Raw genomic sequence first — 15714 nt, 5'->3', positions numbered from 1 at the left:
GAGCTTAAATCATGCGTGATAAGATCCGTTTAGTTTCTACTGCTGGTACTGGTTATTTCTACACTACCGACAAGAACAAGCGTAACATGCCTGAAAAAATGGAGATCAAAAAATACGACCCTAAGGCTCGTAAACACGTGATCTTCAAAGAAGCGAAAATCAAGTAATTCGTTTCAAGAATTAATAAAAACCCAGCCTCGGCTGGGTTTTTTGTTTTCAGCGCCTCAGTTTTTGTGAGACAAGCGCCACAACTCGCCACTTGGCTGGTTTAATTCAGCAAACACAATATCTCCGTTCTCTAATACGTCAAACTGACCAATAAATTGCGCCGGTGGGGTAAAATGAAGTGATTCTTGGTGATTGTTGAGATCATATTGGTAGATGCTTCCGGCCTTTTGGTAATATAAAACGTGCCCTCTTAATCGCCAGTTGAGCCAGTTGGTGATTGCAACGTCTGCAATAAGTCTAGATTGTTGCCCATTTTTAAGCTGCCAAATACCTGGTTGAGTGAACTTAGTAAAATACAACACGCCGTTATATCGATAACCACTGTAGCCACCCTGTGTAGTGAGCTTTTGGTGTTTTCCTGTGATGAGGTCAAGCGACCAGAGTTGCCAGCTACCAGAGCGCTCGCTGCTATAAATTATTTCGTCATCATGTTGACCGTAGTTTGCGACATAGGGTTTTAGCTCTGCGCCTATGACTTTTATGCTTTGTTGATCGTCAACTGTAAACTGGTAAATGGCATCTTGATACTCGAAGAGTATTTTAGACGCATCGTTATTGAGCTGGTAACGTTGAAAATGAAAACTGTGCGGCAGTGGTACCTGTGCTTGTGCTTGAGTATTGATAGACCAAAGGGCTGAGTGCGCTCCCTGATCAGAAATATACCAAATACGCTCTGCTTGGTTAGCACGCGGTAAGCGATTAAGCGCTTGGTTATTTACCATCGTTTTGATGTTCTCTTGGCTGTGCTCAAACAACTTAATGCTACTGGTTAACTTATATTGATTAAATAGCAGAGTGTTGTCGCTATCTAGCAGAGCCAGACTCTCGATAGGTGCCGTTAGCGTGTGTACGAGTGTTGCGGTTTGGGCGTGTGTGTTTACGCTATAAATGCTGTTGGCATGTGAAAAATAAACCGTATCACCATCGGCAGACCAAGTGAGTGATGTCAGGTGGTAAGGCAGCTCAATGGTGTGTTTTATGGTCATTTCAGGGTAACGGTAGAGTGTTAATCTATGCTTTTCTTCACCAAGATAGGTTGCCACGGCAAGTCGCTCTTGAGTGTGAGATAAGCTAAATAAGTGGTCGCCCCTAACATTGCCTGATGAGGGAGGGAGTGTTAGTTGGGTGTGCTTTTGAGTATTGATATCAAAGCGATATATCCCAAAGCCACTGTGAATATTATCGCGCTTTCGATAAATCAGCTCTTGTCCATCGCGCCCCCAAGCTAGCTTTATTTTTTCGATGGCTTGGCAGCCAAACAGTGGCTGTGTATTACCCGTTGAAACCGTAAATTGCTTTACTGTGCAGCCGTTTTCATCATCAATAAATGCAATATGGCTGGTGTCTGGACTTAATGCTTGTGCAGTTATGTTCCCTGTTAGTAACTTTTGGTTTTCTCCTTGATGGTGTAGCCATAGCTCTGAAATAGGGGCTGTAGTTGGGTGTAAATAGCTAAAACTATTATGTAAAGGGGCGCTGCTGAGCTGTAATTCAATACCACTTTGACTGGCCAGCTTGTGGGGAATAAGCGGCTCTGGGGAAGCGGGTGGTTGCACCAAATTAAACACGACGAGAGCTGCCACGAATGTAATAGCTACCGCACCAATCAGCCTTGGTAGTACCTTTGGCGTGCTGGGGGTGGCTGTCGTTTCGAGCATTACTGCGTCTGGCACCAACCTATATCCAAGAGTAGGAATGGTTTCAATATAGTCTGTTTCAGCATCTAGCTTATTTAGGTGTTGCCGTAGCGTTGATACCGCTTTATTAATCGCACTTTCTGTGACGATACGCCCTTGCCATACCTGTTCAATCAACTGCGATCGAGAGACAACATTACCGTTTGCTGCTATCAAAGTCTGCAGCAGCGAATAGGGCTTTGGCTCTAGCCTAATGCTTGTTGTGCTGTTTGCCAGCGTTCTATTTACTGTATCAAACCGTATCGCCGCAATCTCAAAACGCATTTATATCCTTTTGATTTTATTATTTATATTTTTTGGTAATGAATTGCTCACAATGATTTCATGAGAAATCGTCGCGTCTTTTTTCCTGTTATTTAGAGTACATGAAAACGACAAAATAGGAATGACCAACATGAAAACTAACGCATTTTTAAAACGCACGTTGGGGATTGCAATCGCGACAATGTTGGTGGGGTGTGGTGGTAGCAATAACAACAATAAAGTCGCCCCCATCGAGGATAACAGCGGTATGCCTGTAAATGGTGTTGAAGTGCACGAACTAAACGAGCGCTTTTACTATATGAAGCCAGTAGAAAACTCGAGCAAATCGTATAAACTTTTGTTCGCGTTTCACGGCTCTGGTGGCAGTGGTACGGGAATGGCTGGGTTAACAAAGCTGCATGAACAAAACGACGACTATCTAGTGGTATACCCTAAGTCAAAAAACGAAGAATGGAATGAGGGATGTGGCTGCAATAAAGCGCATCGCTTAGGGGTTGATGATCTTGGTTTTGTGGATGATATGGTCGCTGAACTTTCTGCAAAATATCAAATTATGGCAGGAGAGATCTATGCCACCGGGTTTTCTCAAGGTGGGTTGTTTGTACAAAACCTATTGTGTAATCGTTCGGATGTCTTTAATGCAATAGTAACGGTTGGTGCGCCTATGTCTTACCAACTGGGAGACAGTTGTAAGTTTACGACGCCTACGCATTACAGAATTATGCATGGCAAAGCGGATACCGTATTGCCATATAACGGCAAAAGCCATTCGAATTTTGGCCTGCTCTCTTCTTTGCAGGCGATTAAAATTATCGGAAAACTCAACTATGAGTCAGCAATGCCTGTCGATAAAGCGCTAGCTGAAGGGGTTACCTTAACGCATTACCCCAACCGCCGAATTCAAACAGAGTTAGTGAGTGTTGACGGTGCTGGGCACACATGGAATTTATCACCAGTTAAAACAACCCAATCGATCATGACGTTTTTTGAGTCGGCTAGCCAGCATCCTTTGCCACAAGGCTCTGATCTTGTCGAGATAAACAACCGCTATTACCATATTCGGCATCTAACTTCTCAAACTGATAAGCCAACGGTGGTGATGCTGTCTGGCGCCAATAAGCATTTTCATAGTGATAGTGCGTGGTTTGCATTATTACATCCGTATTTATCTGAACACTTTAATGTTTACGTCATCGACAGGCTAGGGCAAGGCTTAAGCAGTAACGAGGATTCGCCATCCATGCAAAAATTTGCAACCGACCTGCCACTATTATTTGAAAAGTTAGCACTAAATGATGTGCACTTAGTAAGCTACGCGAACAGCAACGCTGTGCCTTTGATTGCAATGCAGCAAGCCACTGAGTTTAAGAAAAAAATCGCAAGTATGCTGTGGCTCGACCCGGATATTTTATTGCCGCACTCGATAGCACAGTATCAAGGTTATCCCGTTGATATTTATCGTGAGTGGGGTCAGCACTTAATAGACCATGTAAATGCCGGAAAATGGCAGGAAAAAATGGATGGTAAAATTGCAGAGGAGCAGGCGCATGTGGAGTCTTTGCTTGAAGGCAGTGAGTTTGCAGACTTTATGGACTGGCAATATTTTAATCTTATTATGCAAACTCGTCACAGCATTGAAGCTCAGCTCACTCGAGTGAATGAAATGATGAATTACCATGATGACTTAGAGCTAGTTAGAAACTGGCAGCCGGACGGTAGTATTCCTATTACAGTTATCGACAGCGAGTTTGAGCAGTTAGATATTGCAGCCGCAGAAACACAAGCGGATAAAGAAAGCCTCATCAAGTGGGAAGCTGAGGGCCGTAAATGGTCGCAAGAAGTCGCACAAGCTAGCGGCGGTCAATACCTGCCTATTCCCTCGACTGAGCATTTAATCCCATTTACACATCCAGAGGTTATTAAGCAGGCTTTAATCGAGCTCTCAAGTCGATAATCAAACCTATCCCTACTAGTTGACTTGGACAGTCACTATACCCCAAAGCTCAGATGTCCTTATCTGAGCTTTTTTTGTGGGTTGGACGCTCAATATTGTTTAGAGCTTACTGACATCTACTGTTAATGTAGCCAAATGCTCTGTTAGTTTGCTATCAACAGTACTGGATTTAGCACCTCCCAAGTGTTTTGCGAAAAAGTTTTCCATCGCGATAATGGCAGCTAGTTTATTGTTATGCTGAAGAAACCCGTGGCCTTCATCTTTAGCTAGTACATATTCTACTTCTCGGCCCGTATCGAACAGCTTCTTGGCTATCATCTCTGATTGTGCTTGTGGCACTCTAGGGTCGTTAGCACCTTGGATAAGTAAGACAGGTGTCTTAATGTTTGCTACAAAATTAATTGGAGAGCGCGATTCCATGTCTTTTCTATTTGATTCAATTTGAGGGTCCCCAACAGCGGCAAAAAATGAACCAAGATAAGGTCTGTAATAGTCAGGAAATGACTCAATCATCGCAATAAGGCTTGACGGTCCAACATAAGAGACAGCAGCGCGGTATAGATCTGGTGTGAAGGTTGCACCCGACAGCGCAGCATAACCGCCATAAGAACCACCCATGATACCGATACGTGCTTTATCGGCAATCCCGTTATCAATCAAATACTGGACACCATCGGTTAAATCCTGTTGCATCGTTCCTGTTCCCCAGTTTTTATTTCCCAATTCTGTGAAATGTTTACCAAACCCAAGGGAGCCCCTAAAGTTAGGTTGTAAAACTGCATATCCTCGACTCGCGAAGTAGTGTGCAACGGGAACAAACGTACCACTACTAAACTCCCAACTGTCTCTAACCCAAGGACCTCCATGTGGCAGAATAATAGCTGGTAAGTTCTTCTGATTGTGCTGAGGTAATGTCAAATAAGCTTGGATTTCAACACCATCTTTAGCTTTATAGGTAATCGATTTACGAACTCCCAAGTTGTCGGGGTTAAATGAAGGCTCTTGGTTCAACAAGTCGACCAGCTTATGTGTTGTTGGGTGATATACAAACCTTTTGTCAGGCTGGTTGGCATAGGTTGCTTTTACAAACCACTGATCTTTGCTTTGATTGATTTTTTCTACATGTATGTCGAAATCACCAACTAATTGGGACTTAATAGCTTCTAAAGTCGTTTTTGTGGCTGCTGTTAGCGGATAATTGCGTAATCTTGATCCATAGTAGGACGCCAGCAATGGTTCTCCGTCCTCATTGAAGACCGCTTGGTGTAGGTCTGAATTGCCAAGCGGATCTTTGTGTATTGTGCGCATTTGGTCAGAAGTTAAGTCAACTAAGATGAGCTCTTGCTTATCACGACCCTGAATACTGCCAGAAATATATGCGGTATTCTGCGCTTGATTATAGCTTTGTAGCATAATGACTTCGCCTGGCTGTGTATGCAAGATGGCTTTCCAGCTATGGTTTTCTCGTTTGTATAAGGTTGTGGAATTATCACCATTTAATACAGTTGCTAGGGTTGGGTTACCTGCTTTATCTGACAACGCAGAATAAAAGCCGATGTCATTTTTTTGCAGCAGTGAAAGCGTTTGCGTATTCATGTCCAAAGCGAAGAAATCTAGCCTTTTACTATCTAAATGGTTTGCAAAGAGGACTGCTCTGTGTGGCCTGTCTTTTAATTGCGACACAAGTCGATAGTTGACCTCATCATTGTGCGTCAACCTCTCAATGTTAACACTTTGCTCTAGATTCGATGGGTCAAAGCGTAATCTATACACTTGGGAGTTTTCGTTTCCTTCCGTATCTTTGCTGAATAAAATTTCATGCTTATTGTGTGACCATAAAAAGGAGTCCACTGAGTCAGATAAATGGGTTAAAGGAATTGCTTGTGATGCTTGCTTCCCTGATTGAACCAAGTGGATGTTTTGTGCTCCATTCGAAGTTTTTAAAAATGCAATCCACTGTCCGTCTGCTGATAGCGTAACACCAGAAGTTGCGCTTTCGCTGTATAAACTTGTCAGGTCGACCTGCTGTGTTTGCACTTGGGCGCTTGAAAGAGAACTTTGTTTTGATGTCTTGTTTAGCTGGCAGCCACTAAGAGTTAGGCTTGCTAGTATGAATGTGCAAAGCATCGGCTTTTTAAATGTCATCAGATTTATTGTCATTATGGTTACTCCTTTTTGATGTTGGAAATATCATTGCACAACTTTTAATTGTTGTAAAACGATAATTTGTTGTTGTCTTTTGATGTGTGGGAAAGTTGTGTTATATTGCTGGCATGACAAGTTGAATTGGAGAAAGCATGTCGACGACATTGGATAAGATTCAAAAAAGAAGTAAAGCTATCCGTTGGGTGATCCTATTATTTGCCGGTTTTGTGCTTGCGCTTATTGGTTATGAATTGCTAACTCAAGGCCGCTTGATCTACCACAACGAACCATTATTTGATGCGCTGTGGCAGTCGGGAAAAATAAGTAAAATCGGCCTATTTTTAACAACTCTGCCGATTCTTTTGCTTGCGATATTAGGGGTTTATTTTATCTGTAAACTACTTGTACATTTTGAACGCGGGAGCTTTTTCACACAGGACTGTTTCAGTTGCTTTATTTACTTTATTGGCACTAAAATCGCCTCTATCTTGTACAGTGGTTGCATGGGGGTTGCCATCGCTTATTGGCACGCTTCTTACTTTGAAACAACAGAGTTAGTTGTAGGTATTGAGTTTGGGGAACTTATTACACTCGGTATTTTAGCAACCGTTGCCTATCTGCTGCGTGCCGCGCAAGAGATTAGTGATGAAAACAAGGAGTTTATCTAGCGATGGAAATAGTAGTGAACTTAGATGTGGTCATGGCAATGCGAAAAGTCTCATCCAAGGAACTCGCTAAAGAAATAGGGATCACAGAAGCCAATTTATCACTGCTAAAAAGAGGAAAAGTGAAGGGAGTTCGGTTCGAAACACTCGCCCATATTTGCCAGTATCTCGATTGCCAACCTGGTGATATTTTGGAGTTTAAGCAATAAGCACAGCAATTGTTGCGGGCATGTAGATATTAAATGGCAGCGCGCGGTGCTAAATTAGCGGTTTTCTGCGGTGATTCAGGTTAGCGAGCTTACGCTCGCGTGCTGACTCTTGGATTTACTGACTCTAATAAAAAGTGACCAAATAAACCGGTGTTAGCATTTAACTGTTCATCTCTCGTTTTGTAGTCTTGACTAAAACCGTCAGAGCGAAATTGTTCACTGTAACGCTCGGTTAATTCGTTAAGCATTAGGGCACCACGAAGATAATCGGCGGCCTGCAGTTTACTATATCCAGCTGAATCTCGGTGTTTAAGGCCTTGTGCTATACCGCTATGAAGCTGTGTGGCTGGTTGCGTTGAGGTTGTATATGAACTAAAAAACGCGAGTTCGGGTGTGGCTCGCGTTTTTTAGCTTTTAATTGTTTCCAATTAAATTAATAGCTTATCTCATAGTCACAAACTCTTCTGAGCCGGTTGGGTGTATCGCGACTACCGAGTCAAAGTCTGCTTTGGTTGCGCCCATCTTCATGGCGACGGCGAAACCTTGGATCATCTCATCTACGGCAAAGCCGATACCGTGTAGACCCACTACGGTTTCTTCTGGGCCTGCGCACACTAGTTTCATGCGGCATGGTTGGCGGTGCTGCGTGACTGCGGTGTACATTGCGGCGAAAGTTGAGGTGTAGACCTTGATATTGTCTTTACCGTATTTTTCTTCCGCTTCTGGCTCTGTTAGGCCAATGGTGCCAATCGGTGGGTGGCTAAAGACTACCGTTGGAACTAAGTCATAATCCATTTTTGCATTAGGTAACTCTGGGTTGAATAGGCGCTCAGCTAGCATTCTACCTGCTTTTACGGCTACCGGAGTGAGTTCTATGCCACCTTCCATAATATCGCCAAGGGCATAAATACCTTTGGCTGTGGTGTTCTGCCATTCGTCAACTTTAATGTGGCCACTTGGTGTGGTTTCTACGTCTGTTGCCGCGAGATTGATAAGATCTGTCATTGGCTCACGGCCAATTGCCCAGATCAGTGTGTCGACTGTGTATGATTCACCGTTTTCAAGGTGTAAGGTGACCGAGCCGTCTTCTTCTTTGGTCACAGACTTTGGCACTGAGTGGGTGTGCAGCGTCGGGCCTTCTTTTTCCATCACCTCGGTTAAGGTTTCAACCAAGATAGGATCAAAGTTACGCAGTGGGGCATGTTTTCGGACAAACAGATGCGTTTCTGTACCTAAGCTATGTAGCACACCGGCCAGCTCTACCGCGATATAACCTGCACCTACAACCGCAACGCGACGAGGTTGCGACTTAAGCTCAAAGAAGCCGTTAGAGTCAATACCATGCTCCGCGCCAGGAATATTAGGAATGGTAGGGCGGCCACCAACGGTAATATTGATATGATCAGCAGTGTAATGCTCACCGTTAACTTCAATGGTATTGTTGTCAACAAACTTGGCAAAACCGTTGATCACGGTCACGCCATTTTTTGCTAGGTAGTTGTTATAGCCTTGGTGAATACGACCAATGTACGCTTCGCGGCTTTCTACCAGCTTACCCCAATCGAAGTTTTTGAGTTCAACATCAAAACCATAATCTGGTGCGTATAGTTTAATTGCTTCAGCAACTTGAGCGCCATGCCACATGGCTTTTTTTGGCACGCAGCCTACGTTTACACAGGTGCCACCTAAGTGCTTTGCTTCTACCAGTGCAACCTTTGCACCTCGCATCGCCGCTCGGTTTGCCGACGCTATCCCGCCGCTACCGCCACCAATTGCGATATAGTCAAAATGTTGAGCCATAAAAATTCCTCGCCAATTATTTGTTTTGCTTAAACCCTACTACTTTATATTAAGTAAATAGAAAAAGTGCACAACCGTAGACCGATATTAAGCAAAAATCTGTTCAGATACTTGTAAATGCGGTCATTCACCCTTATTTCAACCTCAATATTAGATTAGAAAATAAAGAGCGTGCCCATGAATAACCCATTAATCGGGCTAGAAGGATTGCCTCCTTTTTCGAAAATTCAGCCTGAGCATATTGTTGATGCATTAAAATCTGCCATTACCCATTGTCGTGAGACTATCGATGCTGTTTTAGCACAGCCAAATTATACTTGGGATAACTTTGTACTGCCGTTAGAAGAAGCGGACGATAAACTAAGCCGCATGTGGTCACCGGTATCGCATATGCACTCGGTGGTCAATTCAGAGGCGCTGCGCAAAGCGTATGATGAATGTTTGCCGTTGATCTCAGAATATTCGACCTATGTTGGTCAGCACCAAGGGTTGTATGAGGCGTATAAAGCAGTAAAAGAGTCTACAGATTTTGCTCACCTTACTATCGCTCAACAAACGTCGGTAGAGAATGCTCTACGTGACTTTCAATTATCTGGGATAGCCCTAGAGCCTGAAAAGCAAAAGCGTTACGGTGAAATTGTTGCGCGGCTCTCAGAGCTTAGTTCTAAGTTTGGTAATAATGTCATGGATGCAACACAAGCATGGCAAAAGCATATTACCGACGATTCTGAGTTGGCTGGACTTCCGGAGTCTGCACTGGCGCTGGCTGCTCATACTGCTGAGGCGAAAGGAGTAAGCGGTTGGGTATTTACCCTCGATATTCCGTCTTATCTTCCTGTAATGACCTACGCCGATAACCAATCACTTCGCGAAGAAGCTTACCGTGCGTTTGTTACTCGTGCGTCAGATCAGGGGCCAAATGCGGGTGAATTTGATAACTCTGCGATTATGCATGAAGCACTCACACTCAGACACGAGCTTGCTCAGTTACTTGGCTTTGCCAACTTTGCTGAGAAGTCACTGGCAACCAAAATGGCAGAGAGCCCAGCGCAAGTGTTTGAGTTTTTGAATGACCTTGCCGCCAAGTCTAAACCACAAGCTGAACAAGAAGTCGCTGAGCTGCGCGAATTCGCGAATAAAGAACATGGTGTAAGCGAGTTAAAACCATGGGATTACGCGTATTATGGCGAAAAGCTAAAACAAGCCAAGTATGCGATTTCCGACGAAGCATTGCGCCCTTACTTCCCTGAACATAAGGTACTTGCAGGTTTATTTGAAACCGTGAACCGCTTGTTTGGTATACGAGTTAGTGAAGTCGAAGGCGTAGATACTTATCACCCAGACGTGCGCTTTTTTGCAATTCATGATGAAAAAGGCGAATTGCGTGGTCATTTTTATCTCGATCTTTATGCCCGTGAACATAAGCGCGGCGGTGCATGGATGGACGACTGCATGGGCAGAAAAGTGCGTGCCAATGGCGCACTTCAAACTCCGGTTGCCTATCTTGTATGTAACTTTAACAAGGCAGTAGGTGATAAACCTGCGCTATTTACGCATAATGAAGTAACAACGCTATTCCATGAGTTTGGACACGGCATTCATCACATGCTGACGCAGGTGGATGCGGCGCCAGTTGCTGGTATAAATGGCGTGGCATGGGATGCGGTTGAGCTGCCAAGTCAGTTTTTAGAAAACTGGTGTTATGAAGAAGAAGCGTTAAACTTTATTTCTGGTCACTACGAAACGGGTGAGCCGTTACCAAAAGAGATGCTCGACAAGCTCTTGGCTGCAAAGAATTTCCAATCAGCTATGCAAATGTTAAGACAGTTAGAGTTTTCGTTGTTTGACTTCCATATTCATGCAGACTTTGACCCCAGTCAGTCTTGTCAGATCCAAGCAACACTGAATGCGGTACGTGAACGCACTGCGGTGGTGAAAGCGCCAGAATTTAATCGTTTTCAACACAGCTTCAGCCACATTTTTGCAGGCGGTTACAGCGCAGGTTATTACTCATATAAGTGGGCCGAAGTTCTCTCGGCTGACGCGTTTTCTAAGTTTGAGGACGAAGGAATATTTAACCCGCAAACAGGGCGTGAGTTTATGCACCATATTCTAGAAAAAGGCGGCTCTGAAGCACCTATGGTGCTATTTACACGATTCCGTGGTCGTGAGCCAAAAGTGGATGCACTACTGCGCCATAGCGGAATAGCCGCTTAAGCCACTTTCTATTCTCAGCGCCTTCAATTGAAGGCGTTTTTTTATCTCAGAAAATGTGACTTTTTGTTAGCAAATTCAATATCTCTGACTATTCTATAAAGATATGAATTAATAGGGAAAGCCACATGACTAAACTGGTTCTTGCCATTGATGATGAAAAACTAGTTCATCATATTGTCGATGAAGCTTTATCGCGCACATGCAAGATTTTACATGCAAAAAATGGTGAGGAAGGCTTAAGGCTGGCTAATAAGTATCGACCAGATATCATCTTACTAGACGTTGAGATGCCTGGCCTGTCGGGTTTTGAGGTCTGTGAGCAACTTAAAAAGCAAGCTGATACCGTCGACATTCCGGTGATGTTTTTATCTTCTCGTACCGATATATCAGAACGTATGCGCGGCTACAACGCAGGTGCTGCCGACTACATTGTTAAACCATTTAATGCCCAAGAGTTATTGGCACGTATTAATGTGTTAGATGACTATCGCAAGACCTCTTCAAAACTAAAACAAGACGTACAACGCGCGCAAACTACCGCTGAAATTGCGATGACAGACTCCGGCGATATGGGGCGAATTATGCGTTATGTTGGGCAGTCTTATCATGCCCACGATCTCAGCACCCTCAGCGAGCACTTTTTAGAGTTTTTTATTCCCATGGAGCTCGATGTTGCGGTTGCATTTTGGTATCGCGAAGACGCGATGTTTTATTCCAGCGAAGGGGCTATCCAACCTATTGAACAAGAGCTATTTGAAAAACACAAAGATGGCAGCCGTTTTGTCGACTTTGGCCGCAGAACCATTATTAACTACCCAAAAGTGTCGTTACTAATTAAAAATATGCCCGTGGATGATGTTGCGGTTTATGGTCGCTACAAAGATCTATTCCCCCATATCCTAGAGGCAACCGATGCCAAAATAAGAGATATGGAAGTGAGCGAAGAGGCACTGAATAAGGTAGAGCATATTGGCCAGGTGTTTGCTGAGCTTAGTGATCATTTAAGCGGTGTTGGTGATCATTACAGTGGTAAGGTGGCCGAGTTTCAAAATGTACTGAACAGCAATCAACTTGCCGTATTGGCCACTGAAGACAAAGCTCGATTACAAGATCTCTACCAGCATTTTACGTATCTCAGTGATGAAATCTCTATTATTAAATATAAGTTAGGTGAGGTTACTGAGGTTCGCCAGCAGTTAATGGAAAGCCTAAACAAAATCGCCAAGCCTTGGGGAGAGGGAGAAGTTGCCTCGCAGGTGGACATTGAGCTGTTTTAAACAGCAGGCAGGATAATCAAAGACAGTATTAAGGGAAAAGAGTATACTGCCACGGTTGGTAACCCTTGGGAGTTTAGCTTGTATATTCACACCCCTTTTGAAGAAAACAGATCCTACCTAGATACGCTAACTAAGCTGTTTAATTTGTCTGCCCTTGATGTGAACGAGGCGGAGTTTCAATTGGTTTATGATGAGCTAGGCTTACAATTATTTAAAAAAGACGAGCCAAAACTTGGCGCTATCCGAGTTGATTTTGTTACAGGTGCGGTGGCGCATCGGCGGAAGTTTGGTGGTGGAAAAGGGCAAGCTATTGCAAAAGCGGTGGGGTTAAACAAAGGTGCTGTACCTACGGTACTAGACGCTACCGCCGGACTTGGGCGCGACGCCTTTGTACTTGCCTCAATGGGGTGCAAAGTAGTGCTGCATGAGCGTAACTCTGTTGTGGCAGCGCTTTTATATGACGGATTACAGCGTGCTTATCAAGACCCTGAAATTGGTGAATGGGTGCAGTCGAGCATGCGGCTAGAGTTTGGTTCAAGTCATGACTTACTCGCACAAGCCCAGTGGCGTCCTGATGTGGTTTATCTCGACCCGATGTTTCCACACCGAGAAAAGTCGGCGCAAGTAAAAAAAGAAATGCGCGTGTTTCAAGACTTAGTTGGGAATGATCAAGATGCGGACACTTTACTGCCATTTGCTTTGCAGTTGGCCAGTAAACGAGTCGTGGTGAAACGCCCTGACTATGCGGGATTTTTAAATGACAAAACCCCAAGTATGCAAATCAAAACCAAAAAGAATCGCTTCGATGTTTATGTAAATGCAGCAATGAAATAGAAGTTTACGTATGGCTGGTTTTTATTCAGTAAACATCTAGACGGATATACGCAAAAAGTATGGTTTTGTATTTTTGTACATAAAAGAGAACCAGATTTAATTAAGTTGTCATAAATCCTTAATACTCTTGCGGGGCATTTTGAAAAAAGGGTTGTGATTATATGCGCGTGTCTACTTTTACTCGGTTGTTGGCAATATTACTGACCACCGCGAGTATTCTACTTGGGGCCAGCCTGTTTTGGGCTAGTAAAGTATTAACTGAGCTTGATGTCCAAGATGCGGCATATAATCAAGTTAAAAATGCCGTGATTATTGAGCTTGAAGGAACGGTAGAAGACTATTTAAGTGCAGGTGATAGCCAATACTTAACCAAAGCTGATGAACAAATCAACGCACTACAACAAGATGTAGAACAGTTACCTCAAGCTCTAGCTGAGCAAATTCAACGTAAGTTAAAACAACTTCAACAAGATATCTCCGGTAAATACCGCGCTCTGGGTAAGCTATCTGGTAATGAATTAGCGCTGTTAGATAACGCACTTAGACAGATGTCGGGCTCCGCATCGAGTCTAGTAAACTACGCCATTAAAGCTGATGAGAGCGCAGTTAAAGAATCATACTTTAACCTTGCTGCGGACTACTTCAGTGAGGTGTCTAATCTTAGTTTATATACTTACCAATTAGTAATGGCTTACGACCAACAAACTGAACAAAGTTTGATGTCGAGCCTCACTCGATTAAAAGACATTTCACAGCAGATTGATAGGCTAGAAAACTTAGGCGTGATGAGCGAAGTTGATGAAGACGAGCTATTTTTAGGCGCAGAAGCAGAAGACTTAGCGCTTGAAATTAAGGCTGAACTGGTCAGTTGGCCTAAGCGTTATGCCCGTGACTTAGACAATACCTTACAACAATCCAAAGAGCGTCAAGCGGGGATGCTGGCGCTGCGCGGTGATATTAAATCAATCTCAGAGAATATTCTGCAAGCTGAAGCCAACCTAATCGCCGACCAAACAGAGGTGAAGACCAATGTGTTTATCTTATTTGGAGCTGCAATTGGTCTGCTCGTGTTGCTCGCAGGAGGGGTGTATCTTGTACAATTTAATCAAGTACTTACACCATTAAGACAATTAAGAGATGGCTTTGCTCAACTAATAGAAAGCAATGAATTGAGCAATATTGAAAGTAAAAACCAAGATACAGAAATTGGCGAAATTGCGAGTTACTTCAATCAGCTAATTGACCGTCAACGGGCCGAAGCAGATGAACGCTCGGAAATGCTAGGTATGATCAATACCTTTATGGAAGAAATGAACACGAACCTGGCGCATATCGCAGCGCAAGCAGGTGATACTTTTGACCAAGTTGAACAAAACCAGGCTCAACTTGATTCACTCAGAACATTAGGGGCCGATGCAAACCAGATCAATGCGCAAGTGGCTGATAATGCAAACCATACATTTGAAGCCATGACGCAAAGTGTATCTTATGCTGATTCGATGTTGAGTGCTTCTTCAACAACACAAAAGCGTGTAGAGCAGGGGCTGGAGAGTTTAAATGAATTACTCAATGGCGTTTCAGATGTCAGTAAAGTCATAGATATGATTAGCTCAATTGCAGAGCAAACGAACTTATTAGCCCTGAATGCAGCGATTGAATCGGCTCGTGCTGGTGAACATGGGCGCGGGTTTGCCGTCGTAGCAGATGAAGTACGTAAACTGGCACAGCAAACACAATCCTCCTTAACCGATATTCATCAGCAGCTAAATGTGCTAAGCGACAACTCAAATAAAGTCTCCACGCAAATTTCAGCTCTGGCAGATGAAGCCCAGCAGCAAACAGGTCATGCACAAGAGCTGAAGCGTAATTCTGAAGGCGTTGCAGAGAGCGCGCAAAGTGCCAACCAAGTTGCTGCTCACGCGATGGACCTTGCTAATCAACAGTCTGATTTATTAGACACCTTCGGCCATGCCATGGACAACATGAAAGGCCAAGTAAACAGCTCTCATGAGCAAGTACAGCAAATTCAACAAAGCCTAAAAGAAAAAATGCAGGAAATTCGCAGCACCTTAGGACTGTAGAAAATCAAATTACTGCCAACCCGCTCCTATCAAGTGAACACCATGGTAGGAGCCGCTTCACGCGGCGAGCTTTAAAATATCGCGAGGTAAACTCGCTCCCACAGAGTGAATACTCTGGTAGGAGCCGCTTCATGCGGCGAGCATTTAACAGATCGCGAGGTAACCTCGCTCCCACAGGATGAGTACTCTGGTATGAGCCGCTTTACGCGGTGAGCATTTAACAGATCGCGAGGCAAACTCGCTCCCACAAGATGGAGACTCTGATAGGAGCCGCTTCATGCGGCGAGCATTTAACAGATCGTGAGGTAAACTCGCTCCCACAGGATGAATACTCTGGTAGGAG

12 protein-coding genes are annotated in these 15714 nt (G+C 43.9%); 8 read left to right on the top strand and 4 right to left on the bottom strand.

The genetic code is table 11. From position 1 onward, the window contains the following. Positions 1-11: 11 nt before the first annotated feature. On the top strand, positions 12-167 hold the full coding sequence (gene rpmG, locus CEX98_RS16485; protein ID WP_099643121.1) for a 50S ribosomal protein L33: 156 nt from the start codon (positions 12-14) through the stop codon (positions 165-167). Between the two features lie 57 nt (positions 168-224). On the opposite strand, the gene CEX98_RS16480 is transcribed toward rpmG, so the two are convergent. Continuing rightward, entirely contained in the window at positions 225-2189 is a 1965-nt protein-coding gene (locus tag CEX98_RS16480; protein ID WP_099643120.1) for a winged helix-turn-helix domain-containing protein, read from the bottom strand. Between the two features lie 130 nt (positions 2190-2319). On the opposite strand from CEX98_RS16480, the gene CEX98_RS16475 reads away from it, so the two are divergent. Next, entirely contained in the window at positions 2320-4143 is a 1824-nt protein-coding gene (locus CEX98_RS16475) for an alpha/beta hydrolase (RefSeq protein WP_099643119.1), read from the top strand. A gap of 99 nt (positions 4144-4242) precedes the next feature. On the opposite strand, the gene CEX98_RS16470 is transcribed toward CEX98_RS16475, so the two are convergent. Next, positions 4243-6303, bottom strand: coding sequence for a S9 family peptidase (locus CEX98_RS16470; protein WP_099643118.1), 2061 nt, complete (start codon positions 6301-6303; stop codon positions 4243-4245). Between the two features lie 137 nt (positions 6304-6440). Between CEX98_RS16470 and CEX98_RS16465 the strand changes: the two genes are divergently transcribed. Together CEX98_RS16465 and CEX98_RS16460 are read left to right on the top strand one after the other, a co-directional pair. Next, on the top strand, positions 6441-6956 hold the full coding sequence (locus tag CEX98_RS16465; RefSeq protein ID WP_099643117.1) for a hypothetical protein: 516 nt from the start codon (positions 6441-6443) through the stop codon (positions 6954-6956). A gap of 2 nt (positions 6957-6958) precedes the next feature. Then, on the top strand, positions 6959-7162 hold the full coding sequence (locus CEX98_RS16460; RefSeq protein WP_039492858.1) for a helix-turn-helix domain-containing protein: 204 nt from the start codon (positions 6959-6961) through the stop codon (positions 7160-7162). An 89-nt stretch (positions 7163-7251) separates the two neighbouring features. Here the strand turns inward: CEX98_RS16460 and CEX98_RS22910 are convergent, their stop codons facing one another. Then, complete coding sequence (locus CEX98_RS22910) at positions 7252-7410, bottom strand: hypothetical protein (RefSeq protein WP_172439789.1); 159 nt, start codon at positions 7408-7410, stop codon at positions 7252-7254. Positions 7411-7603: 193 nt separating this feature from the next. After that, positions 7604-8962, bottom strand: a complete 1359-nt coding sequence (gorA, locus tag CEX98_RS16455) for a glutathione-disulfide reductase (protein WP_099643116.1) — start codon at positions 8960-8962, stop codon at positions 7604-7606. Between the two features lie 177 nt (positions 8963-9139). On the opposite strand from gorA, the gene prlC reads away from it, so the two are divergent. The 4 genes from prlC to CEX98_RS16435 all read left to right on the top strand — a co-directional run bounded on the left by prlC (position 9140) and on the right by CEX98_RS16435 (position 15371). After that, a complete protein-coding gene (gene prlC, locus CEX98_RS16450) occupies positions 9140-11179 on the top strand; it encodes an oligopeptidase A (protein ID WP_099643115.1) in 2040 nt (679 codons plus the stop codon). 125 nt (positions 11180-11304) lie between these two features. After that, positions 11305-12456: a response regulator gene (locus CEX98_RS16445; protein WP_099643114.1), complete on the top strand. Its 1152-nt coding sequence runs from the start codon at positions 11305-11307 to the stop codon at positions 12454-12456. Positions 12457-12534: 78 nt separating this feature from the next. Further along, positions 12535-13290: a class I SAM-dependent methyltransferase gene (locus CEX98_RS16440; protein WP_099643113.1), complete on the top strand. Its 756-nt coding sequence runs from the start codon at positions 12535-12537 to the stop codon at positions 13288-13290. Positions 13291-13451: 161 nt separating this feature from the next. Then, positions 13452-15371, top strand: coding sequence for a methyl-accepting chemotaxis protein (locus CEX98_RS16435; RefSeq protein WP_099643112.1), 1920 nt, complete (start codon positions 13452-13454; stop codon positions 15369-15371). Positions 15372-15714 lie beyond the last annotated feature (343 nt).

The organism is Pseudoalteromonas piscicida, assembly GCF_002744175.1.
GTDB classification, from domain to species: Bacteria; Pseudomonadota; Gammaproteobacteria; order Enterobacterales; family Alteromonadaceae; genus Pseudoalteromonas; species Pseudoalteromonas piscicida_B.
This window is presented reverse-complemented; position numbering and strand designations above follow the sequence as displayed.

Excerpts from the sequence above, each read along its gene's own strand:
- CEX98_RS16465 (WP_099643117.1), top strand. The coding sequence starts at position 6,441 with ATGTCGACGACATTGGATAAGATTCAAAAAAGAAGTAAAGCTATCCGT.
- rpmG (WP_099643121.1), top strand. The coding sequence starts at position 12 with ATGCGTGATAAGATCCGTTTAGTTTCTACTGCTGGTACTGGTTATTTC.
- prlC (WP_099643115.1), top strand. The coding sequence starts at position 9,140 with ATGAATAACCCATTAATCGGGCTAGAAGGATTGCCTCCTTTTTCGAAA.
- CEX98_RS16460 (WP_039492858.1), top strand. The coding sequence starts at position 6,959 with ATGGAAATAGTAGTGAACTTAGATGTGGTCATGGCAATGCGAAAAGTC.
- CEX98_RS16435 (WP_099643112.1), top strand. The coding sequence starts at position 13,452 with ATGCGCGTGTCTACTTTTACTCGGTTGTTGGCAATATTACTGACCACC.
- gorA (WP_099643116.1), bottom strand. The coding sequence starts at position 8,962 with ATGGCTCAACATTTTGACTATATCGCAATTGGTGGCGGTAGCGGCGGG.
- CEX98_RS16445 (WP_099643114.1), top strand. The coding sequence starts at position 11,305 with ATGACTAAACTGGTTCTTGCCATTGATGATGAAAAACTAGTTCATCAT.
- CEX98_RS22910 (WP_172439789.1), bottom strand. The coding sequence starts at position 7,410 with ATGCTTAACGAATTAACCGAGCGTTACAGTGAACAATTTCGCTCTGAC.
- CEX98_RS16475 (WP_099643119.1), top strand. The coding sequence starts at position 2,320 with ATGAAAACTAACGCATTTTTAAAACGCACGTTGGGGATTGCAATCGCG.
- CEX98_RS16470 (WP_099643118.1), bottom strand. The coding sequence starts at position 6,303 with ATGACAATAAATCTGATGACATTTAAAAAGCCGATGCTTTGCACATTC.
- CEX98_RS16480 (WP_099643120.1), bottom strand. The coding sequence starts at position 2,189 with ATGCGTTTTGAGATTGCGGCGATACGGTTTGATACAGTAAATAGAACG.